This is a genomic window from Brevibacterium sanguinis, assembly GCF_003315415.1.
Taxonomy (GTDB): domain Bacteria; phylum Actinomycetota; class Actinomycetes; order Actinomycetales; family Brevibacteriaceae; genus Brevibacterium; species Brevibacterium celere_A.
Map to the genome: position 1 here is coordinate 74,710 of NZ_QNSB01000015.1, position 21,563 is coordinate 96,272.

The following is a 21,563-nucleotide window of genomic DNA, read 5'->3' on the forward strand; positions in this document are numbered from 1 at the left end:
GCTTCGCTACCTCGCCGAGGTGCGTGATCAGTCCTGGTGCGCCCTCGCCGAGGTGCGCGATCAGGTGAAGACGACGGTGCGGTGCCCGTCCATGAGGATCCGGCCCTCGGCGTGCCAGCGGACGGCGCGCGCGAGGACGGCCGCCTCGACGTCCTGACCGCGCTGGACGAAGTCGGCGACGCTGCGATTGTGATCGACGCGGGCGACGTCCTGCTCGATGATCGGGCCCTCGTCGAGGTCGGGGGTGACGTAGTGAGCCGTCGCCCCGATGAGCTTGACCCCGCGGGCGTGGGCCTGATGGTAGGGCTTGGCGCCCTTGAAGCTGGGCAGGAACGAATGGTGGATGTTGATCATCCGACCCGCGAACCTCGCGCAGAGGTCGGGGGAGAGGACCTGCATGTAGCGGGCGAGGACGATGAGCTCGACGTCGAGCTCATCGACGAGCTCGACGAGGGCCGCCTCCGCGACGGCCCTCGTCTCGGGGGTGATGGGGATGTGGTGGAAGTCGTGGCCGTGGAACTCGGCGAGCGGGCGCAGGGAGTCGTGGTTGCCGGCGACGCCGACGACGTCGATGGGCAGCTGGCCGGAGCTCTGCTGGAACAGCAGGGTGTTGAGGCAGTGGGCTGCCTTCGACACGAGCACGAGGGTGCGGGTGCGCTCGAGGGCGGGCTGGAGGCCGATCGTCATCGAGTGCCGGGCGGCCACCTCGGCGAGGGCGGCCTCGAGGTCACCGCGCTCGGCGACGGGGGCGACGAACTGCAGGCGGAGGAAGAACTGCCGGGAGTCGGGGGAGGAGAACTGCTGGGACTCGGTGATGTTCGCATCCAGGTCCGCGAGGACCCCGGTCACGGCGTGGACGATCCCCGTCGCATCGGGGCAGCTGATTCGCAGGATCCATTCTCGGCTCATGGATCCCGAGTCTAGCGATCATGCGGGTTTCGCGGACCACGCACCATGTGGATGCCGTCGGTTCCGGCCCCTGTTTCGCTGTTAGCATGGTCGGGGGTCGCGCGGATGTGAGATCGCTGACCCCCGCCCCACACTTTGGACGCCACAGGAGTGCACATATGACCGAATCCTCCATGCAGGCCTCGCTTGCCGACATCGATCCGCAGATCGCCGAAGTCCTCGATCAGGAGCTGGGCCGGCAGCGCTCGACGCTCGAGATGATCGCCTCGGAGAACTTCGTGCCGCGCGCCGTGCTCGAGGCGCAGGGATCGGTCCTGACGAACAAGTACGCCGAGGGCTACCCCGCCAAGCGCTACTACGGCGGCTGCGAATACGTCGACGTCGCGGAGAACCTCGCGATCGAGCGGGCCAAGAGCCTCTTCGGAGCGGAGTACGCGAACGTCCAGCCCCACTCCGGCGCATCCGCGAACGCCGCCGTCATGCACGCGCTCGCCCGGCAGGGCGACAAGATGCTCGGCCTGTCCCTGGCCCACGGCGGACACCTCACCCACGGGATGAAGATCAACTTCTCCGGCCGCCTCTACGACGTCGCCTCCTACGAGGTCGATCCCGACACCTACCGTATCGACATGGACAAGGTGCGCGAGCGGGCGCTCGAACACCGTCCCGCCGTCATCGTCGCCGGCTGGTCGGCCTACCCGCGTCAGCTCGACTTCCAGGCGTTCCGCGACATCGCCGACGAGGTCGATGCGAAACTGTGGGTCGACATGGCGCACTTCGCCGGGCTCGTCGCCGCCGGCCTCCACCCCAATCCCGTGCCCTTCGCCGATGTCGTCTCCTCGACCGTGCACAAGACGATCGGCGGACCCCGTTCCGGCTTCATCCTCGGAAAGCAGGAGTACGCGAAGAAGCTCAACTCCGCGGTCTTCCCCGGCCAGCAGGGCGGTCCGCTCATGCATGTGGTCGCGGCGAAGGCCGTGGCGTTCAAGCTCGCCGCCGGCGAGGAGTTCAAGGACCGGCAGGAGCGGACCCTGCGCGGGGCCCAGATCCTGGCCGAGCGCCTGATGGCCGACGACGTCGCCGAGGCGGGCGCCACCGTCCTCACCGGCGGCACCGACGTCCACCTCGTCCTCGTCGACCTGCGCAACTCCGCCCTCGACGGACAGCAGGCCGAGGACCTCCTCCACGAGGTCGGGATCACCGTCAACCGCAACGCCGTGCCCTTCGACCCGCGCCCGCCGATGGTCACCTCCGGACTGCGCATCGGGACGCCGGCCCTGGCCACCCGCGGATTCGGCGACGCCGAGTTCACCGAGGTCGCCGATGTCATCGCCGAATCCCTCAAGCCGGGAGCCGATGTCGAGGCGCTCGCCGCCCGCGTGGCCCGTCTCAGCGGGTCCTTCCCTCTCTACGAAGGATTGGAGCAGTACCGATGAGCGCAGAGATCCTCGACGGCAAGGTCTGCGCGAATCAGATCAAGGACGAACTGCGCGCCACCGTCTCCACCCTCGCCGACCGCGGCATCGTCCCCGGCCTGGGCACGGTGCTCGTCGGCGAGGATCCGGGATCGAAGTGGTACGTCGCCGGAAAGCACCGCGACTGCGCCGACGTCGGCATCCGGTCGATCCGACGCGACCTGCCGGAGACCGTGAGCGAGGACGAGGTGCTCGCCGTCCTCGATGAGCTCAACGCCAACGACGAATGCACCGGGTACATCGTGCAGCTGCCTCTGCCCGGGCACATCGACACGGACAAGGTGCTCGAGCGCATCGACCCGGCGAAGGACGCGGACGGTCTCCACCCGACCAACCTCGGCCGCCTGATGCTCAACGTCAGCCGGGAGATCACCACGCCCCTGCCCTGCACCCCGCGCGGCGTCATCGAGCTCATGGTCCGCAACGGGATTGAGCTGGCGGGCAAGCACGTCGTCGTCATCGGCCGCGGAGTCACCGTCGGCCGGTCGATCGGTGCGCTGCTGACCAGGCGCGAGTTCAACGCCACCGTGACGCTGACCCACACCGGAACGACGAACCTGCCCGAGCTCCTGCGCTCCGCGGACATCATCGTCGCCGCGGCCGGAGCCGCCCGGATCGTCACCGCGGACGCGGTCAAGCCCGGAGCCGTCGTCCTCGACGTCGGGGTCTCCCGCGAGGTCGACGAGGAGACCGGCAAGTCGAAGATCGTCGGCGACGTCGATCCGGCGGTCGCCGGGGTGGCCGGATGGCTCTCTCCCAACCCCGGGGGAGTGGGCCCGATGACCCGGGCCCTGCTGCTCAAGAACGTCGTCGACTCCGCCGAGCGCGCCGCCGGCTGAGTCGGGACGCACGCCCGGACGCGCGGTCGCCGACGAGTTCGCTCAGCGACCGCGCCACACGGGGACGCGCTTCTCGGCGAACGCCCGGGGTCCCTCCTCGGCGTCTGCCGAGCCGAGCATCCGGCGATAGTCCTCGAGCTCGCCCGAGCGCATGAGCGCGAACCCCTCCTCGACCGACAGCTGCGCCGTCGCCGCGAGAACCTCCGAGATCGCCCTCAGCGCCAGCGGCGCACCCGTCGCCACCGCGTTCGCGAGCTCGAGAGCCTCGGCGAGCACGTCGCCGTCGGCCACGCGATTGACCAGTCCCCAGGAGTGCGCTTCGGGTGCCGGCATCCTCCGTCCCGTCAGGAGCATCTCGACGGCGATGGCGCGCGGCAGACGTCGAGGCAGCCGCAGCACGCCACCGGAGTCGGGAATGAGCCCCAGGCTCACCTCGGGCAGTCCGAACTCCGCGTGGCGGGCCGCCACGATCATGTCGGCGGCCAGCGCCAGCTCGAAGCCTCCGCCCAGGGCCAGACCGCCGACGGCGGCGATGAGCGGCTTCCTCCGTCCGAAGTGCTCGGTGATGCCCGCGAATCCACCGGGACCGTGGTCGGCATCGACCGCTTCGCCTGCGGCCGCCGCCTTGAGATCCCAGCCGACGCAGAAGTACCTGTCGCCCGCCCCGGTGAGGATACCCACCCGGTAGCGGTCATCGGCCTCGAGGTCGCAGATCGCCCGATGGAGCTCCCGGCTGGTGGGAACGTCGACGGCGTTCGCCGAGGGCCGGTCGAGGATGATCACGAGGACGGGTCCATGGTCCTCGACGCGCAGCGCGGTCACAGGGGGCTCCCGAGGGGTTCGATCGATGCGGCCGGGGACTTGCCGGGGACTCCGCCTCGTGTGCTGGGGGAGTCGAGGTCACCGGTGGCGAGGACGTCGACGGCGACGGCTCCCGGGGCACCGGTCGCCCGGCCGCGGACGATGAGCGGATTGATCTCGATCTCGCCGAGGTGACCGCGCAGCCCGTGCGCGAGCCCGGCCAGCGCCTGCACCGCGGAGACGACCGCCGCCACATCACCCGGCGGAGCGCCGCGGGCCCCGTCGAGCAGCGGCCACGCGCGCAGCGAACGCAGCGCCGCCTCGATCTCGGCGGGCCGGGCGGGCAGGAGCACCGTGGCGACATCGCGGAGCACCTCGACATGCACCCCTCCCGCGCCGATGGTGATCACCGGGCCGAACTGCGGGTCGTCCCTGAGGTCGAGAACGAGCTCGGCCACCCCATCGGTGATCATCTCCTCGATGAGGAAGAGGCTCCCCAGGTGGGCCATCCTCGCGACTGCCGCGACAGCTGCGGCGGGCGAGTCGAGCCCCAGCTCCACAGCCCCGTGCTCGGTCTTGTGCGCCCGGGGCGGCCAGATCGCCTTGACGACGACGGGGAACCGGAGGCCGGCCACCGCCTCGGCGCGGGGCCCGGCGTCGACGACCTCCGCCGGGGAGGAGACGAGGACCGAGGCGGGCACGGGGAGTCCGTGCGCGGCGAGGAGGCGCTTGGCGCTCGCTTCATCGAGCTGCCGATCCGGTCCTCCGGCGCTCCCGGACGGGGGAGGAGAGGGGAGCCGGGGACCGGGCATCAGCGGGGGATCCACCTCGGCAGCATCCTGAGCGGCACCGATGACGGCTGCGACGTCCACCGCGGTCAGCGCCTCGGCGAGGCCGTGGAGTGGGACGATGCCCTCGTCGACGAGCTGCTGGGAGATGTCGTCGGGCAGGCCCTCGGGCAGAAAGGAGAGGACCCCCGCACGGCCGGGCGCGGTCCGGGCGGCGGAGACGAAGGCGCGCAGGGTCCGGAGCCAGAGCAGCGGATCGCCGCGATCGGCGCGAGGGATGTCGAGGCTGAGCAGGTGGAGCGCGGAACCGGCGGTGAGGAACTCCTCGAAGCAGCGCCGCTGGGCCTCTTCTTCTCCCCAGATGTAGGTGTGATAGTCGAGCGGATTGCGGACGGCGACGTGCTCCCCGAGGATGCCTCTCAGCCGATCGGCGACGGGGACCGGCAGGGGCGGGAGCGCGACGGACCTGCGTGAGGCGACATCGGCGAGCAGCGCCGCCTCGCCGCCGGAGCAGCTCGCGGTGCTCATCGTCGCCCGCGGCAGCCCGCCGTGGACATGGAGCAGCCCGAGGGTCTCGACGAAGGCCGACACGTCATCGACCCGGCCGATGCCCAGCCGAGCGAACAGCGCGTCGACGAGAACATCGGGACTCGACAGGGACGACGTGTGACTCCGGTTGGCCTGGGCTCCCAGGGCCGAGCCGCCGGTCTTCAGGGCGACGATCGGGATCCGGCGGGTCAGGGCGAGGAAGGCGACGCGGGAGAGCTCCGACACGTCCCCGAGCGTCTCCAGATGGAGACCGATGGCCGTGACGCGATCGTCCGCGAGCAGGCCCGCCACGGCCTCGGCGGCGGAGACGACCGCTCCGTTGCCCAGGGTGAGGAGGTAGGCCAGCGGCAGGCCGCGGCGCTGCATGCTGATGTTCTGGCCGATGCTGCCGCTCTGGGTGATGACGGCGACTCCGCGCTCGACCCGCCGACCACCGTGCTCGTCGGGCCACAGCGCCGCCCCGTCGAGGAAGTTGAGCATCCCGATGCAGTTGGGTCCGATGAGGGGCATCGGCCCACAGGCGGCGACGAGCCGAGACTGCAGGCCGGGATCCGCTCCGTCGTCCTCGGCGAATCCCGAGGCGTGGCAGACGACGCCTCCCGCCCCTGCACCCTCCAGCTGCGCCACCAGGTCCACGCAGTCCTCCGCGGGCACCGCCAGCAGCACGGCGTCGGGCGGAGCCGGGAGCGCGGCGACGTCCGGGAGGCAGTCGAGACCGGCCATGGTCCGCCGGTGCGGATTCACGGCCCACATCCGACCGTCGAATCCCATCCTCCGGCAGGTGCTCAGCGCAGCCTCGGCCGCTCGCCCTCCGACCACGGCGATGCTGCGCGGGGACAGGAGACGACGCAGACGGTCCTCGGCGCCGTCCGCGGGGGCCGCCATCATGTCCCCAGCGGACGGAGCAGGGACCGTGCGATGATGTGCCGCTGGACCTCACTGGTGCCGTCCCAGATCCGTTCGACGCGGGCATCGCGCCAGAAGCGTTCGATCGGCAGTTCGGCCATGAGGCCCATCCCGCCGAAGATCTGCACCGCGCGGTCGGTGATGCGGGCCAGCGACTCGGTCGCGTACAGCTTGGCCATCGCGGCGTCCCGGCTGCTCATGCGCCCCTGCTCGAGCCGCACGGCCGCGCGCAGGGTGAGCAGCTCCGCGGCCTCGAGCTCGGTGGCCATGTCGGCGAGCTGGAATCCGACCCCTTGGAAGCGGCCGATCGGCTGACCGAACTGGACTCGTTCCGCCGCCCACCGTGTCGTCATCCCGAGCACTCGTCGGCCTCGGCCGACGCTCGTCGCCGCGACGCTCAGGCGGCTCGCTCCGAGCCACTCGTCGATCAGCTCAAACCCCCGACCCTCCTCGCCGAGCCTGTTGCCGGCGGGGACCCTGACCTCGTCGAAGTGGAGTTCGCACTGGTGGTAGCCGCGGTGGGAGACACAGGCGGAACCGCGCCTGACGTCGAGGCCCGGCGAGTCGAGGTCGACGAGGAACGCGGTGATGAGACTCCTGGCCCCGCGCGCAGTCCGCTGGGTGCCGGTGGCGGCGAAGAGGACGACGAAGTCGGCGGTGTCCGCGTGGGAGATGAAGTGCTTCGTCCCGGTGACGACATAGTCCCCGCCGATCCGGCGCGCCCGTGTCGTCATCGACCGCACATCGGAACCGGCGCCCGGTTCCGTCATCGCCAGGCAGTCATGGCGCTCGCCGCGCACCGTGGGCAGGAGGTAGCTCTCCCGCTGCTCGCCGGTGCAGGCCTGAAGAATGGAGCTGGGCCGGGCCACGAGCATCTGCAGGGCGAAGCTCGTGGCGCCGAGTTCGCGTTCGGCGAGGGTCAGGGAGACGGGATCGAGACCGCCCCCGCCGATGTCGGCGGGCATGTTGGCGGCATAGATGCCGGCGTCGAGGGCACGCCGGCGGATCGTCGTCGCGAGGTCGGCGGGCACCTCGTCGAGGCGTTCGACCTCGTCCTCGTGGGGGACGAGTTCGCTCTCGACGAAGCGTCGGACGGTGTCGACGACGGCGCTCTGCTCGGCGGTGAGGGTGAAGTCCATGGGGTCCGTCCTCAGTGGTGTGCGGCTGTGATGCGACGATGACGAGATCGCCGAGGCGTGTGCGCGGACGCAGGGCTCAGCCTCGGCGGATTCCGATCGGTCTGCCGAGGAACGCGGGCCGGGGGAGAGCGGCATGGGCCCGGCGCAGGGCGTCGAGGCGTCGGGTGAGCTCCGCGGGCAGCGGCGTCGACGCCTGCGCTTCCGTGTCGACGTGGACGAGCAGCTGCTCGCCGACCGCGATCTCGGCCGACGTCACGGCCGCGCACATCGTGTGGAGGATGTGCACTCGTCTCGAATCGAGATCGAGGACGGCGAGGTCGAAGACGACCTCGTCGCCCTGCCGCGCCTGGGCGACGTGGTGGATATGGGTCTCGACAGTGAAGAGCGAATGTCCGCCGCTGCGGTAGTCCTCGTCGATGCCGATGAAGCGGAAGAAGGCATCGGAGCTGTGGCCGAAGGCGAGCAGGTACGCCGATTCGCTCATATGCCCGTTGTAATCGACCCATTCGGCCGGCACCGCGGTCCTGTAGAGCCGCAGAGGCGAGGGCGGAGGCTCGTCCTCGGTCCAGACGGGAAGACCGGTGCCCTCGAACGGTGTGACGATCCGTGTCATTCATTGCCTCCTCGCAATCGCATGATACGAATATCTCTCTCATATTGTGCGATCATGCGAGGAGGGCGTCAATGCTCGCCCGGATCCGCACGAGAGGAGAGGAGCCGACGTGGCAGCCGAGAACAGCGGCAGGGTCCAATCGCTCGAGCGGGCGATCGGGCTCCTCAGGGCAGTGGCGACCGGAGGAGAGAAGGGGGTGACGATCGCCGAGGCGGCCGATGCCTGCGGCATCAACCGGGCGACCGCCTGGCGCCTGTTCGCCACCCTGGACCACCACGAGTTCGTGTGCCGCGACCGGTCGACAGGGCGCTATGCGATCGGCCCGGGGATCGCACGGCTGGCCGGCCGCAGCGAGAGCGACCTCCTCGTCGGCCGGTGCCGCCCGGTCCTCGAACGACTGTCGTCCCTGACCGGTGAGACCGCGAGCCTCGCGGTGTCCCTGCCGGAGGGTCTGACCTATGTCGACGAGGTCGTGCCCGAGAGCGTCATCGCGGTGCGCTGGGTCGGCCGAAGGGTCTCACTGTATGCCACCTCGGCGGGCAAGGCGATGCTGGCCTGGATGGGGCAGTCGGAGATCGCCGCGGTCCTCGACGCACCCCTGACCGGGCACACCGGCGCCACGCACACGGACCGGCGGGCGCTCCTCGACGAACTCGAGACGATCCGCTCGCGCGGCTACGGCCAGGCGGCGGGTGAACTGGAATCAGGAGTGAACGGAGTGTCGGCGGCGATCCTCGACGCCGACGATCGGCCGATCGGGATCATCAGTGTCTGGGGCCCCGCCGACCGGCTGCCGGAGACCGAGTTCGCTGCGCTCGGGGAGCTCGTCGTGGCAGCCGCCGCAGAGCTCCGCCCTGACTGAACTCAGTCCTCGGTGAGCTTGAGTTCGAAGAACACCCGCGGATTGCCCGCGCCCGCGTAGTCCTCGACGAGCTCGCCGCTGAACCCCATGGACGAGTGGAACGAGATCGCACCCGATTCCCCGGGCAGCGTCGTCGCCTGGACCGAGGTGACCCCGAGCTCGCGGGCATGCTCGATGAAGGCCTGGTAGAGGTGACGGCCGATGCCGCGGTGCCGGAAGTCCGACCGGGCGGCGACGAGATGGATGTAGGCGGGACCGTCGTGGGGGATGACGCCGAGGAGGTAGCCGACGATCTCCCCACGGTACCGGGCGACGAGGCCCGAGGTGACGAACTGGCGGAACCAGTAGGCATCGTGCGCGGCGCTGAGATCCCTCTCGCCCCAGAAGTTCTCCTGGGCGCCGAGCAGGAACTCGCGCATCTCGCGGGCGTCCACCTCGTCGAGCGGGCAGATCATCAGCTGCTCGGGGTCGAAGGTCTCGTTCTCGGCCATTGCGCCTCCTGAAAAGTCTCGTGCTCCCACCACTGTATAACGCCTGGTCCGGTAAGAGTAGCGCGGTCATGTCATGATTGGTCGCATGATCCGCATTGCCACAGTCAACGTCAACGGGATCCGCGCGGCATGGAGAAAAGGCATGCCCACCTGGATCGACACCGCAGCCCCCGACTTCATCACCCTGCAGGAGGTGCGCGCGGCCGATGACATCGCCCTCGCCCTCCTCGAGGAGACCGGATACACGACGATCAGCCATGACGCCGAGGCGAAGGGCCGGGCCGGAGTCGCCGTCATGGCCCGCACCGCCCCTCTCGCCGTGCGGTCCGGGCTCGGCGACGACGGCTACTTCGACCGCGCCGGACGCTGGCTGGAGACCGACTATCGCCTCGGCGACGGTTCGCTGCTCACCCTCGTCTCCGCCTATGTCCACTCCGGGGAGGCGGGCACCCCCAAGCAGGAGGACAAGTACCGCTTCCTCGACCGGATGACGGTGCGGATGCCCGAGCTCGCCGCGCACGCCGACCATGCGCTCGTCACCGGCGACCTCAACGTGTGCCACACCGAACGCGATCTGAAGAACTGGAAGGCGAACCGGAAGAAGGCCGGCTTCCTGCCCGAGGAGCGGGCCTACTTCGATGGGTTCTTCTCCGACCTCGGGTGGGTCGACGTCCACCGGGCGCTCAGCGGCGACATCGACGGCCCCTACACGTGGTGGTCGATGCGCGGTCAGGCCTTCGACAACGACACGGGCTGGCGGATCGACTACCACATGGCCACGGCGGCACTGGCCGAGTCCGCGGTCCGTGCGACGGTCGACAAGGCGCCGAGCTGGGACACCAGATGGTCCGACCACGCACCCCTGGTCATCGACTACGAGCTCCCGGCACCGCAGTAGTCTCCCGCGCAGCAGGTTCGCGGCGCCGGAGCAGGCCGCAGGGAGCGCAGGGCCGATCGGCATCGGAGTGCCGATCGGCCCTGCTGCGTCCGCCGGCCGGACCCTGCGAGCCCACCGGACCTGGTTCAGGCGTGAGATCCGAGCTCGACGAGGAGCACGCCGACGATGATGAGCGCGATCCCCGCGGTCATCGTCCGGGTCAACCGCTCCCCGAAGAGGACACGTCCAGCCAGGGCCGTGAGGGCGACCCCCGTGGCGGCCCAGATGCCGTAGGCGACCCCGAGGGGGAATCCCGTGCGCAGGGTCAGGCTGAGCAGTCCGAAGGAGACGACATAGCCGATGCCGACCGCCGCGTACCACCAGCGGGAACCGCCGACCGCCGCGATCCGCAGGCAGATCGTCGCGGCGACCTCGAGCAGGATCGCGGCGCCGAGCAGCCCCCAGGCGAGCATCACGGCTGCGACCCGCGCCGAGGCCGCCGGGAACCGGACGACTCGATCCCGCCGCCTACCTCGACGAGGACCACCCCGGCCATGATGCACACGATCCCTGCGATCATCATCCAGGTCAGCGGTTCGCCGAAGAGGGCGAGCGAGAGCACCGCGGTGAGCGCGACCCCCGTCGCACCCCAGATCCCGTACGCGATGCCCAAGGGCATGCCGCAGCGCAGGGTGAGGCTGAGGAGGACGAACGCCGCCGCGTACCCGAGCCCCATGAGGACGTAGAGTCCCGGGGCGTCGAGCGCGCCTCTCATCGACAGCGTGCCGGTCACCTCGGCGAGGATCGCGCCGCTGAGGAACAGCCACCGGCGCATGTCAGCAGCAGCGCGCCGTCGGGTTGCGGTCCTGCTCGTCCGTGAGGTCGCGCCAGAACTCCCTTTCGCCCATGGCGCCTTCCCTCGTGCCGTGGCGACGTTCATAGGACTCCAGGTAGTGGAGGTAGGCGTTCTCACCCATGATCTCCTTGAGGTACCACCAGACTCCGGCCGCGCCGCGGCGCAGGGCCGTGACCGCCCGGGTCATTGCCGCCTCGGTCCGGTGCGCTCGGTCCACTGCGCCTGCACCTCACGCTCGGCCCGACGCGGGATGAGGCCGGCGGGGGCGAACATCCTCGACGGCGCGAACGGCTCCTCGGAGGTCGGCAGCGACCCCCGTCGGACCGCCTGGATCGCCTTCGCCGCGGCCATGACGACGACCATCGCGACGAGCAGGGCGAACACGATGGACAGGGTGCCCTGGACGAAGGTGTTGCGCACGACCGCATTCATCGCCGCCGCACCCTCGGTGGTCCCCAGCGAGGTCTCGCCCTGAGCCAGGGCGTCGCGGTAGGCGAAGTGCTGGGCCCAGTAGCCGAGCTTCGGATCCGAGGAGAAGATCTTCTGCCACGAGGCCGTCATCGTCACCACGAGATCCCAGACCAGCGGGATGCCGGGGATCCACGCCCACTTCGCCAGGCCCATCTTGCACACGATCGCGAAGATCACCGCCAGGGCGATGGCCGCGAGGAGCTGGTTGGAGATGCCGAAGAGCGGGAACAGCGTGTTGATTCCGCCGAGGGGGTCCGTCACTCCCATGAGCAGGATCGAGCCCCAGGCGCCGACCATGATCGCCGTGGTCAGCCACGCCCCGGGGGTCCACGACGGGTCCCGGAACTTCTTCGAGAAGTTGCCGAGGGCGTCGGAGAGCATGAAGCGGGCGACGCGGGTGCCGGCGTCGATCGTCGTGAGGATGAAGAGCGCTTCGAACATCACCGCGAAGTGGTACCAGAACGACATCCACGCGGGGCCGCCGAAGACGTTGTGGAGGATGTGCGCCATGCCCATCGCCAGAGTCGGCGCCCCGCCGGTGCGGGAGACGATGCTCTCCTCACCGACGTCCGAGGCCGCTTGCTGGAGGACCTCCGGCGAGGTGGTCACCCCCGACATCCCCAGGGAGTTGTTGATGAAGTCGGCAGCACCCTGGACCGTGCCGCCGGTCAGCGGTTCGGCCGCGTTCATCGCGAAGTAGAGGCCCTTGTCGAGGCAGACCGCGGCGACGAGGGCCATGATCGCGACGAAGGACTCCATGAGCATGCCGCCGTAGCCGATCAGGCGGGCCTGGGACTCCTTCTCGATGAGCTTCGGGGTGGTTCCCGAGGAGATCAGGGCATGGAATCCCGACAGGGCGCCGCAGGCGATCGTGATGAACAGGAAGGGGAAGAGGGCGCCGGCGAACGCGGGTCCGGCCGAGTTGAACGCGAACTCGGTGAACGCGGGCATCTGCACGGTCGGATTGACGACGAGGATGCCGACGGCCAGGAGCACGATCGTGCCGACCTTCATGAACGTCGACAGGTAGTCGCGCGGGGCGAGCAGCACCCACACCGGCAGGACGGCGGCGAGGAAGCCGTAGATCATCAGGCACCAGGCCAGCGTCACCTTGTCGAGGTGGAAGACCTCCGACCACACCGGAGAGCTGTGCACCCAGCCGCCCGCGACGATCGCGAGGACGAGGAGCACGACGCCGATGGCCGAGGTCTCGACGACCCTGCCGGGTCGCAGGTAGCGCAGGTACACGCCCATGAAGATCGCGATCGGGATCGTCATGGCGATCGAGAAGACGCCCCAGGGGCTCTCGGCGAGCGCGTTGATGACGACGACGCCGAGGACGGCGATGAGGATGACCATGATGAGGATGATGCCGATGGAGGCGATGATCCCACCGGTGCGACCGAGCTCGTCGCGGGTCATCTGACCCAGCGACCGGCCGTTGCGGCGCATGGAGAAGAACAGGACCATGTAGTCCTGGACGCCGCCGGCGACGATGACGCCGACGATGATCCACAGGGTGCCGGGCAGGTAGCCCATCTGCGCGGCGAGGATCGGACCGACGAGAGGACCGGCTCCGGAGATCGCGGCGAAGTGGTGTCCGAAGAGCACCCGGCGGTCCGTCGGCGCGAAGTCGCGGCCGTTGTCATTGAGCTCCGCCGGGGTCGCGCGCTTGGGGTCCGGACGGCAGATCTTCCATTCGATGAACTTGGCGTAGAACCGGAAACCGATGAGATAGCTGCCGACGGCGGCGGCGACGAACCAGCTCGCCGACATCTCCTCACCGCGGACGACGGCCACCATGGTCCATCCGGCCGCGGCGACGAGGGCGATCGCGACCCAGACCGCGATCTTCAGCGGCGTCCACCGCGGCCGTTCGACCACGGCCACCGGCGGCAGCTCGTCTTCGGTCCTGACGTATTCAACCGACACGTCGTTCCTCCTCCTTGAGTGAGCGGATGAGTTCGCGGCTGCCCCGCCTGCACAGGAAAAGTTGTGAGGAAGCTTGGCGAATCATGTGACTGCAACGTCACTATACCGGCGACTTCCGCGGGATGGGACGGCAGCGTTCGAAACGTGATCCCGACCGGGAAGCGGCGTGAGGCCGAGGGCCGGGTGCGGACCGCGGCGTCGATCAGGGACTCCCAGGTGAAGTGGCATCATAGGGGCATGACGTTTTCTCATCAGCCGCGCACCGTCTCCGGCATCCAGGCCACCTCCGATTCCCTCCATCTGGGCAACTACATCGGCGCTCTGCAGCAGTTCGTGGTCCACCAGGAGTCGCACGATGCCTTCTACTTCATCGCGAACATGCACGCGATCACGGTGGAGCAGGACCCCGCCGAGCTGCGGGAGCGCACCCTGCGGACCGCGGCGCAGTTCCTCGCCGCAGGTCTCGACCCCGAGAAGTCGACGATCTTCGTCCAGTCGCAGGTGCCGGCGCACTCCCGGCTGTCGTGGGTGCTCGAGTGCACGACGTCGATGGGCGAGGCCACCCGGATGACCCAGTTCAAGGACAAGTCGGCCAAGCAGGAACATGTCTCGCTCGGACTGCTCACCTATCCGGCGCTGATGGCCGCCGACATCCTCCTCTACAATCCGCAGATGGTCCCGGTGGGTGAGGACCAGCGCCAGCATCTCGAGCTCACCCGGAACCTGGCCGAGCGCTTCAACCACCGGTTCGGGCAGACCTTCGTGGTTCCCGAGCCGCAGATCCTCAGGACCACGGCCAAGATCTACGATCTCCAGAACCCGAACGCGAAGATGTCGAAGTCCCTGCCGAGCCCGGCAGGACGCATCGACATCCTCGACGAACCGAAGGCGCTGACGAAGAAGATCAAGTCCGCCGTCACCGACGCCGGGACCGAGATCGCCTTCGACCGCGAGGCCAAGCCCGGGGTGTCGAATCTGCTCACCATCTACTCGTCCCTGACCTCCCGGCCGGTCGAGGACATCGTCGACGAGTACGCGGGGAAGATGTACGGCCACCTCAAGGTCGACCTCGCCGAGATCGCGGTCGAGGCGCTGCGCCCCGTGCGCGAGCGCACGCTCGAGCTCCTCGACGATCGCGCCCAGCTGCAGCGCATCCTCGACGCCGGCGCCGCGAAGGCCGATGAGATCGCCGAGGCGACGCTGCGCGACGTGTTCGACAGGGTCGGGTTCCTCTGACCATGATCGGGAAGAAGCCGGACGAGGGTCCGCTCAACCTCACCCCTGACATGCTCCACACGGCCGCGAGGATGGAGGACAGGTTCAACGGGTGGATCCAGCGCAAGGCGCTGTCCCACAGCTACCACCGCACTGTCATCGCCTACGACTCCTACGGCGGCACCGGCTGGGTGCGCGTCCTCGCCCGGCTCATCCTCACTCCCACGGGGCAGCCGGCCGCTGATCTGGCCGCATCCATCCGCGGGTGGAAGTCCTTCGTCAACGTCCCCCTGCCCAACGACACGGCCTGGGTGCGCGTCAACGACGAGGAGCACATGGTCACCTCCGACCGCGGCGGCATCATCGACACGGTCATCCCGGGCGACTTCGAGCCGGGGGAGACCGAGATCGAGGTGTGGACGGACGGTTCGTTCGTCGACTCGGCGACGGTGAGGATCATCGGCGAGGACTCGACCTTCGGCATCATCTCCGACATCGACGACACGATCATGGTCACTTCTCTGCCGCGCCCGTTCCTCGCCGCGTGGAACACGTTCGTCATCAGCGAGCACGCCCGCTCGCCGGTCGCGGGGATGGCCGTGCTCTACGACCGGCTCACGTACATGCGGCCGAACACGCCGATCCTCTACCTCTCGACGGGGGCCTGGAACGCGGGGCTGACGCTCAAGCGCTTCCTCACCCGCAACCTCTATCCCATGGGCCCGCTGCTGCTCACGGACTGGGGGCCGACGACGACCCGGGTGTTCCGGTCGGGCAAGGAGCACAAGCGCAACACCCTCGAGCGGCTCTCGCGGGACTTCCCGTGGATGAAGTGGCTGCTCGTCGGCGACGACGGCCAGAACGACGAGGAGATCTACTCCGAGTTCGTCGAGAACCATCCCGAGAACGTCGCGGCGGTCGCGATCCGCCAGCTCACGGTCGGGGAGGCGGTGTGGGCCGGCGGTCGCTCGCGCCGACACGGACGCGGTCAGGGCGTGCCGTGGATATACGCCGAGGACGGAGCGGGCTTCGCCTCCCGCCTGACCGAACGCGGGATCATCTCCGGGATCTGATCTCCCCGGATCGAACGGGAGGCGGCCGAACCGCTCAGCCGACGCCGACGACTCCGACTCGGGAGAGCAGGTCCTCGCGGGCCGCGGCGAACTCGGCGGCGAGGCGATCGACGAGCGCGGCCGTGCTCGTCGTCTCGGTGAGCGCCCCGATGCCCTGCCCCGAACCCCAGATGTCCTTCCACGCCTTCGACTCCGACTTCTCATCCGTGCCGAAGTCCATCTTCGTCGGATCCGCCTCGGGCAGATTGTCCGGATCGAGACCGGCGGCGACGATCGAGCCGCGCAGATAGTTGCCCTTGACGCCGGTGAAGTAGTTCGAGTAGACGACGTCGTCGGCCGAGGAGTCGACGATCATCTGCCGGTAGTCCGCGACGACGTTGGCCTCGGTGGTCGAGAGGAACGCCGAGCCGATGTAGGCGTAGTCGGCGCCCGCGGCCAGGGCCGCGAGGATCGAGCGCCCGTGCGCGATGGCTCCGGAGAGCAGCAGCGGCCCGTCGAACCAGGCCCGGATCTCCTGGAGCAGGGCGAAGGGGGACAGTGCCCCGGCATGGCCCCCGGCCCCGGCGGCGACGGCGATGACGCCGTCGGCGCCCTTCTCCACGGCCTTGTGCGCGAACCTGTTGTTGATGACGTCGTGGAGGACGACCCCGCCGTAGGAGTGGACGGCCTCATTCACCTCTTCCCGGGCGCCGAGCGAGGTGATGACGATGGGCACCCGGTGGGCGACCACCTCGGCGAGGTCGGTCTCCAGGCGGGTGTTCGACCGGTGGACGATGAGGTTGACCGCGAACGGCGCGGCCGGTGTCTCCGGATTGGCCGCGCTGAAGTCCGCATTGGACTCGGTGACCTCGTCGAGCCAGTCCCTCAGCTGCGCGGCCGGCCTGGCGTTGAGCGTGGGGAATGCGCCGATGATCCCGGACCGGCACTGGGCCTTGACGAGTTCGGGACCCGACGCGATGAACATCGGTGAGCCGACGACGGGCAGCCGCAACCGAGAGTGCAGGGTGTCGGACAGGTTCACTATGCCTCCTTGGATGGATGAACAGTCCCACTCTAACTGAACGGACGTTAAGAGCTCCTCGCCGCGAGAGCTCCCGGCCGCGGCCGCCGCCTCAGGAGTCGGTGAACCGGGCGTCGCGCTTCTCGACGAACGCGGCCATGCCCTCGGACTGGTCGTTCGTCGCGAGCACCGAGTGGAAGAGCCGGCGCTCGTAGCGCAGACCCTGCTCCAGGGGCATCTCGAACGCGGCGTTGACGGCCTCCTTGACCATAGCCGAGGCGATCCGCGACTTCGCCGCGATCGTCGCGGCGATCGCGTTCGCCTCCTCGAGCAGCTGCTCGGGGGCGACGACCCGGGCGACGAGGCCTGAGCGCTCGGCCTCCTCGGCGTCCATCATCCGCCCCGTCAGGCACATGTCCATCGCCTTCGCCTTCCCGATCGCGCGGGTCAGCCGCTGCGATCCGCCCATTCCGGGCAGGACACCGAGATTGATCTCGGGCTGGCCGAACTTCGCCGTCGACGCCGCGATGAGGATGTCGCCCATCATCGCCAGTTCGCAGCCGCCGCCGAGGGCATAGCCGGAGACCGCGGTGATGATCGGCTTGCGGACCGCGGTGAGCCGGCTCCAGCCCGCGAACCAGTCGGCCTTGAACGCGGTGGCGAAGTCGAGATCGGCCATCTCCTTGATGTCGGCACCGGCGGCGAAGGCCTTCTCGCTGCCGGTGATGATGATCGCCTTGACCGAGTCCTCGGCGTCGAATCCGGCGGCCGCCTCGGTGATGTCGGTGAGCACCTGGAGGTTGAGGGCGTTGAGCGCCTTCGGGCGGTTGAGGGTGATCGTCGCCACCCCGGCGTCGACGGAGGTGAGGATGGTTGCGAATTCGGTCATGAGAACACCTTCTCTGTGCGGTCGGCGGTGAGGATGCGGGTGACGGCGGCGTCGTCGACCTCGGCGAGCGTGGCCGGAGACCACCGGGGGCTGCGGTCCTTGTCGATGACCTGGGCGCGGATGCCCTCCCGGAGGTCGGGGCGCTCGGTCATCGCCACGGCGACGCGATAGTCCTGTTCGAGCACCTCGGCGAGCGTCATGTGCGCGGCCTTCCGCAGGGCGGCGAGGGTCACCTTCACCGAGGTCGGCGCCTTCGCGGCGATGAGGTCGGCGGCGGCATTGGCGTCGGGGTGCGGGTGGGCGGCCAGGGCCGCGACGATGTCCTCGGCGCGGTCGCCGCGGTAGCACTCGTCGATCCACTCGGCCGACTCGGCGAGTTCGCTGCGCGGAGGTTCGGCGGCGTAGCGGTCGATGACGGTCCGGACGTCTCCGCCCGCGGCGAGCTCGGCGACGAGGTCGTCGAGGTCGGCCTCGGGGACGTAGGCGTCGGCGAGACCGAGCGCCACTGCGGCGCCGGGTCCGACGGCCAGTCCCGTCAGTGCCAGATGCGTGCCGAGCTCACCCGGGGCTCTCGCGAGCAGATGAGTGCCGCCGACGTCCGGGAAGAGGCCGATCCCGGTCTCGGGCATTCCCACCTTCGTCGAGTCGGTGACGATGCGGTGCGAACCGTGCCCCGAGATGCCGACGCCGCCGCCCATCGTGATCCCCTTCATGACGACCACATAGGGCTTGGGGAAGACGGAGATCGCGTGGTTCATCCGGTACTCACGGTTCCAGAACCGCGAGTTTTCGTCCGTGCCGGCGAGGATGTCGGCGTAGACGGCCTTGATGTCACCGCCGGCGCACAGGCCGCGGTCGCCGCGGCCGGTGACGAGGACGGAGTCGACCGACTCGTCGTCGCGCCACGCGGTCAGGGCGTCGTCGATGAGGCCGATCATCTCCTGGCTGAGCGCGTTGATGAGCTTCGGTCGGTTGAGCTCGATCCGACCGACCCCGTTGGACACCGAGGTGATAACGGGCGGTTCGGTCGGTGGTGCAGGGGATTCGGTCGTCGTCATATCAGCCCACTCCTGTGCTCTTGCGCGAGATGATCACGCGCATGATCTCATTGGTCCCTTCGAGGATCTGGTGGACCCGCAGGTCACGCACCAGCTTCTCGATTCCATACTCTGTCAGATAGCCGTATCCGCCGTGCAACTGCAGCGCCCGGTTGGCGACGTCGAACCCGGTGTCGGTGGCCGTGAGCTTGGCCATCGCCGACAGGAGCGAGGTGTTGGGATCGGACGCGTCGTAGGCGTTGGCGGCGCGCCACAGCAGCGACCGGGCGGCTTCGAGCTTCGTCTGCATCTCCGCGAGCTGGAAGCGCAGGGCCTGGAACCCGGTGAGCTCGGTGCCGAACGCCTGGCGCTCGCCCATGTACTCGATGGCCTTCTCCAGTGCGGCCTGCCCTCCGCCGAGGGAGCACGCGCCGATGTTGAGCCGGCCTCCGTCGAGTCCGGACATGGCGATCTTGAAGCCCTGCCCGACCTCGCCGAGGAGGTTCTCCTTCGGGACACGGACGTTCTCCATGATGACCTGGCGCGTCGGCTGGGCCCGCCAGCCCATCTTCTGCTCGTCCGGCCCGAAGCTCAGTCCCTCCATCCCCTTCTCGAGGATGAACGCGGAGATCCCGCGCGGTCCGTCCTGTCCGGTCCGCGCCATGACGAGGTAGGTCTGGCTGGTGCCGGCTCCGGAGATGAACTGCTTGACCCCGTTGAGGACGTAGTGGTCGCCGTCCTCCCGCGCCGAGGTGCGCAGCGCGGCGGCGTCCGACCCGGCATTTGGCTCGGTGAGGCAGTAGCTGCCGAGGTGGTCCATCGAGACCAGAGGAGTGAGGTGCTTCTCCTTCTGCTCGGCATTGCCGTACTTGTCGATCATCCACGCGACCATGTTGTGGATGGAGATGTAGGCGGCGACGGAGGGGCATCCGGTGGACAGGGCCTCGAAGATGAGGGCGGCGTCCATCCGTCCCATCCCCGCTCCGCCGGATTCCTCCTCGACGTAGATCCCGCCCATGCCGAGTTCGGCCGAGCGTCTGATCACGTCGACGGGGAAGTGGTGCTCGGCGTCCCATTCCAGGGCATGTGGGGCGATGTGCGCGTCCGAGAAATCGCGCACCATCCCGGCGATGGTCTGTTGGTCCTCGGTGAGACCGAAGGGCAGGGCTGCTGCGGTGCTGCGCGGCATGGCTTCCTCCACAGTGATGAGTGATGATGCTCACCACAATACGGAGAAAATACTTGGACGTCCAACTAAATGAGTCGGGGCGTCGACTCCGGATGGCGCGAAGCCGCTCAGGAGTGCGCTTCGAGCTCCGAGCGCAGGGATTCGAGCTGCGGGAGGATCCGGTCGAGGTCGGCGCCGGCGAGGGCGGGTGACGTGAAGACCTGCTCATTGAGCGCAGTGGTCGCCCGGGCGGAGAGCTCGCGTCCCGCGTCGGTCAGCTCGACGAGGGTGGTGCGGCGATCGTCCGGGTGGCTGCGGCGCCGGACCAGTCCTGCCTTCTCCAGACGGTCGACCGAGTTCGTCGTCGACGTCGCATGCACCTGCAGCCGAGCGGAGATCTTCGACATCGGCAGCATCCCGGTGCGGGTGAAGGACAGGAGGGTGAGGACCTCGTAGCGGGAGAAGGTGAGTGCGAAGGGCTTGAGTGCCGCGTCGACCTTCGCGAGGAACAGCTGATGGATGCGCATCACCGAGATCACCGTGTTCATGCCGTCGGTCGCCTCGGTCCATCCGTGGGCGAGCCACTGCCGCCTGGACTCCTCGATCGGGTCGAACGTCTCCGCTGCTCTCTGCTCCGCCGCCATTGTCGACAGTGTACTGAAGTGAGAGGATGAACGCATGTGCGGTCGTCTCAACATGTCACTCGATCCGGCCGACCTGGCCGACGAGCTTCGCCTCGACGTCGTCGCCTACGACTACACCCCGCGCTACAACGTCCCACCAGGGTCTCTCGTGCCGATCGTCGTCGAGCGCCTCGACGATGAGGGCCAGCTCATCCGACGACTCGAGACGGCCTCGTGGGGACTCGTTCCCAGCTGGGCGAAGGACCCGAAGATCGGCTTCAAGGCCTTCAACGCCCGCGCGGAGACCGTGCTCGAGAAGCCGATGTTCCGGCAGGCCATCCGCCGTCGCCGATGCGCCGTGCCCGTCGCGGGGTACTACGAGTGGGAGACCACGGAGACGGGCAAGCAGCCGTGGCTGATGTCGGCGGCCGCCGCCGGCCCACTGTTCATGGCCGGAGTGTTCGAGTTCTGGCGGCAGCCCGACGAGAGCTGGCTCGTGTCGACGACGATCCTCACCACCGCATCGCAGGGGCATCTCGCGGACCTCCATCACCGGATGCCGGTGTTCCTCGACCGCACGCACATCGACGACTGGATCGACCCCGCCGTGGCGAGTGCGGACGTGCCGCCGCTGCTCGAGGCGACCCTGGCCCAGGCCGATCCGGCCGCCGTGACCAGGCACAAGGTGAGCAGGAACGTGGGCAGCGTCCGCAACGACTCTCCCGATCTCGTCGTGCCGGTGGCGTGATCCGGACCGCGGTTCCGTCGCCGTGTTGCACGTGCCCGAGGAACTGTGTAATGTAGTCCGAGTTGCCAGGCCGCAGGGTCGGGCAGCGGGACTCCAGCAGGACGGGCCGGAGCGAATCGGGGATGAACTCCGAGTTGCGAAGGCGAGAACAACACTGTAGAGTTGAGAACCGCCGGCACGGCGAGCTGAGAAGCGAAGAGTGCCAAAACCGACACCCCCGGGTAGCTGCAGGTTCACTGTGGTGGGTTTGGGTGTGTGTTTGTGGTTTGAGAATCCAATAGCGTGTTTGTTTGAAAACAATG

Annotated in this window: 22 protein-coding genes; 7 read left to right on the forward strand and 15 right to left on the reverse strand. The window is 68.8% G+C overall.

Features of this window, described 5'->3' with window-relative positions; all coding sequences use genetic code 11:
• Positions 1-60 precede the first annotated feature (60 nt).
• Positions 61-909 (reverse strand): formyltetrahydrofolate deformylase, encoded by an 849-nt coding sequence (gene purU, locus DFO65_RS16095; protein WP_113905465.1) that lies wholly within the window; start codon positions 907-909, stop codon positions 61-63.
• A gap of 158 nt (positions 910-1,067) precedes the next feature.
• Here purU and glyA point away from each other — a divergent pair, with 158 nt between their 5' ends.
• Both glyA and DFO65_RS16105 read left to right on the forward strand, forming a co-directional pair.
• Positions 1,068-2,345: a serine hydroxymethyltransferase gene (gene glyA / locus DFO65_RS16100; protein WP_113905466.1), complete on the forward strand. Its 1,278-nt coding sequence runs from the start codon at positions 1,068-1,070 to the stop codon at positions 2,343-2,345.
• Entirely contained in the window at positions 2,342-3,223 is an 882-nt protein-coding gene (locus DFO65_RS16105; RefSeq protein WP_113905467.1) for a bifunctional methylenetetrahydrofolate dehydrogenase/methenyltetrahydrofolate cyclohydrolase, read from the forward strand. Before glyA ends, DFO65_RS16105 begins: the two co-directional genes overlap by 4 nt.
• 42 nt (positions 3,224-3,265) lie before the next feature.
• Here the strand turns inward: DFO65_RS16105 and DFO65_RS16110 are convergent, their stop codons facing one another.
• The 4 genes from DFO65_RS16110 to DFO65_RS16125 all read right to left on the reverse strand — a co-directional run bounded on the left by DFO65_RS16110 (position 3,266) and on the right by DFO65_RS16125 (position 8,019).
• A complete protein-coding gene (locus DFO65_RS16110; RefSeq protein WP_113905468.1) occupies positions 3,266-4,045 on the reverse strand; it encodes an enoyl-CoA hydratase-related protein in 780 nt (259 codons plus the stop codon).
• Positions 4,042-6,249: an acetate--CoA ligase family protein gene (locus DFO65_RS16115; RefSeq protein ID WP_220151310.1), complete on the reverse strand. Its 2,208-nt coding sequence runs from the start codon at positions 6,247-6,249 to the stop codon at positions 4,042-4,044. Before DFO65_RS16115 ends, DFO65_RS16110 begins: the two co-directional genes overlap by 4 nt.
• On the reverse strand, positions 6,246-7,406 hold the full coding sequence (locus DFO65_RS16120; RefSeq protein ID WP_113905470.1) for an acyl-CoA dehydrogenase family protein: 1,161 nt from the start codon (positions 7,404-7,406) through the stop codon (positions 6,246-6,248). The genes DFO65_RS16115 and DFO65_RS16120 overlap by 4 nt, the downstream gene beginning before the upstream one ends.
• A 76-nt stretch (positions 7,407-7,482) precedes the next feature.
• Positions 7,483-8,019 carry a thioesterase family protein gene (locus tag DFO65_RS16125; protein WP_113905471.1) on the reverse strand — a complete coding sequence of 179 codons (537 nt, stop codon included), beginning with the start codon at positions 8,017-8,019 and terminating at the stop codon, positions 7,483-7,485.
• Between the two features lie 109 nt (positions 8,020-8,128).
• Here DFO65_RS16125 and DFO65_RS16130 point away from each other — a divergent pair, with 109 nt between their 5' ends.
• Positions 8,129-8,881, forward strand: a complete 753-nt coding sequence (locus DFO65_RS16130; protein ID WP_113905472.1) for an IclR family transcriptional regulator — start codon at positions 8,129-8,131, stop codon at positions 8,879-8,881.
• Positions 8,882-8,883: 2 nt separating this feature from the next.
• Here DFO65_RS16130 and DFO65_RS16135 read toward each other — a convergent pair whose 3' ends face one another.
• Complete coding sequence (locus tag DFO65_RS16135; protein ID WP_113905473.1) at positions 8,884-9,372, reverse strand: GNAT family N-acetyltransferase; 489 nt, start codon at positions 9,370-9,372, stop codon at positions 8,884-8,886.
• A gap of 85 nt (positions 9,373-9,457) precedes the next feature.
• On the opposite strand from DFO65_RS16135, the gene DFO65_RS16140 reads away from it, so the two are divergent.
• The gene (locus tag DFO65_RS16140; RefSeq protein ID WP_113905474.1) at positions 9,458-10,270 is read left to right on the forward strand and encodes an exodeoxyribonuclease III; all 813 of its coding nucleotides are present in this window, start codon (positions 9,458-9,460) and stop codon (positions 10,268-10,270) included.
• Between the two features lie 125 nt (positions 10,271-10,395).
• Here DFO65_RS16140 and DFO65_RS16145 read toward each other — a convergent pair whose 3' ends face one another.
• Genes DFO65_RS16145 through DFO65_RS16160 form a run of 4 tightly spaced genes read right to left on the reverse strand, consistent with a single transcriptional unit; the run spans position 10,396 to position 13,508 of the window.
• Positions 10,396-10,722 (reverse strand): DMT family transporter, encoded by a 327-nt coding sequence (locus DFO65_RS16145; RefSeq protein WP_113905475.1) that lies wholly within the window; start codon positions 10,720-10,722, stop codon positions 10,396-10,398.
• Positions 10,722-11,084: a DMT family transporter gene (locus DFO65_RS16150; protein ID WP_113905476.1), complete on the reverse strand. Its 363-nt coding sequence runs from the start codon at positions 11,082-11,084 to the stop codon at positions 10,722-10,724. Before DFO65_RS16150 ends, DFO65_RS16145 begins: the two co-directional genes overlap by 1 nt.
• 1 nt (position 11,085) lies before the next feature.
• On the reverse strand, positions 11,086-11,292 hold the full coding sequence (locus DFO65_RS16155; RefSeq protein ID WP_113905477.1) for a CstA-like transporter-associated (seleno)protein: 207 nt from the start codon (positions 11,290-11,292) through the stop codon (positions 11,086-11,088).
• Complete coding sequence (locus tag DFO65_RS16160; RefSeq protein WP_113905478.1) at positions 11,289-13,508, reverse strand: carbon starvation CstA family protein; 2,220 nt, start codon at positions 13,506-13,508, stop codon at positions 11,289-11,291. The genes DFO65_RS16155 and DFO65_RS16160 overlap by 4 nt, the downstream gene beginning before the upstream one ends.
• A gap of 237 nt (positions 13,509-13,745) precedes the next feature.
• Here DFO65_RS16160 and trpS point away from each other — a divergent pair, with 237 nt between their 5' ends.
• Both trpS and DFO65_RS16170 read left to right on the forward strand, forming a co-directional pair.
• Positions 13,746-14,744 carry a tryptophan--tRNA ligase gene (trpS, locus tag DFO65_RS16165; RefSeq protein ID WP_113905489.1) on the forward strand — a complete coding sequence of 333 codons (999 nt, stop codon included), beginning with the start codon at positions 13,746-13,748 and terminating at the stop codon, positions 14,742-14,744.
• Between the two features lie 2 nt (positions 14,745-14,746).
• Entirely contained in the window at positions 14,747-15,796 is a 1,050-nt protein-coding gene (locus tag DFO65_RS16170; protein ID WP_113905479.1) for an App1 family protein phosphatidate phosphatase, read from the forward strand.
• Between the two features lie 34 nt (positions 15,797-15,830).
• Here DFO65_RS16170 and DFO65_RS16175 read toward each other — a convergent pair whose 3' ends face one another.
• The 5 genes from DFO65_RS16175 to DFO65_RS16195 form a co-directional block, all read right to left on the reverse strand.
• Positions 15,831-16,817, reverse strand: a complete 987-nt coding sequence (locus DFO65_RS16175; protein ID WP_245940832.1) for an NAD(P)H-dependent flavin oxidoreductase — start codon at positions 16,815-16,817, stop codon at positions 15,831-15,833.
• Positions 16,818-16,908: 91 nt separating this feature from the next.
• Positions 16,909-17,685: an enoyl-CoA hydratase gene (locus DFO65_RS16180; protein ID WP_113905480.1), complete on the reverse strand. Its 777-nt coding sequence runs from the start codon at positions 17,683-17,685 to the stop codon at positions 16,909-16,911.
• Positions 17,682-18,743, reverse strand: a complete 1,062-nt coding sequence (locus DFO65_RS16185) for an enoyl-CoA hydratase/isomerase family protein (protein WP_113905481.1) — start codon at positions 18,741-18,743, stop codon at positions 17,682-17,684. Before DFO65_RS16185 ends, DFO65_RS16180 begins: the two co-directional genes overlap by 4 nt.
• A 1-nt stretch (position 18,744) precedes the next feature.
• Complete coding sequence (locus DFO65_RS16190) at positions 18,745-19,911, reverse strand: acyl-CoA dehydrogenase family protein (RefSeq protein ID WP_113905482.1); 1,167 nt, start codon at positions 19,909-19,911, stop codon at positions 18,745-18,747.
• 107 nt (positions 19,912-20,018) lie between these two features.
• Positions 20,019-20,534, reverse strand: a complete 516-nt coding sequence (locus DFO65_RS16195) for a MarR family winged helix-turn-helix transcriptional regulator (RefSeq protein WP_113905483.1) — start codon at positions 20,532-20,534, stop codon at positions 20,019-20,021.
• Between the two features lie 34 nt (positions 20,535-20,568).
• On the opposite strand from DFO65_RS16195, the gene DFO65_RS16200 reads away from it, so the two are divergent.
• Entirely contained in the window at positions 20,569-21,261 is a 693-nt protein-coding gene (locus DFO65_RS16200; RefSeq protein WP_113905484.1) for an SOS response-associated peptidase, read from the forward strand.
• Positions 21,262-21,563 lie beyond the last annotated feature (302 nt).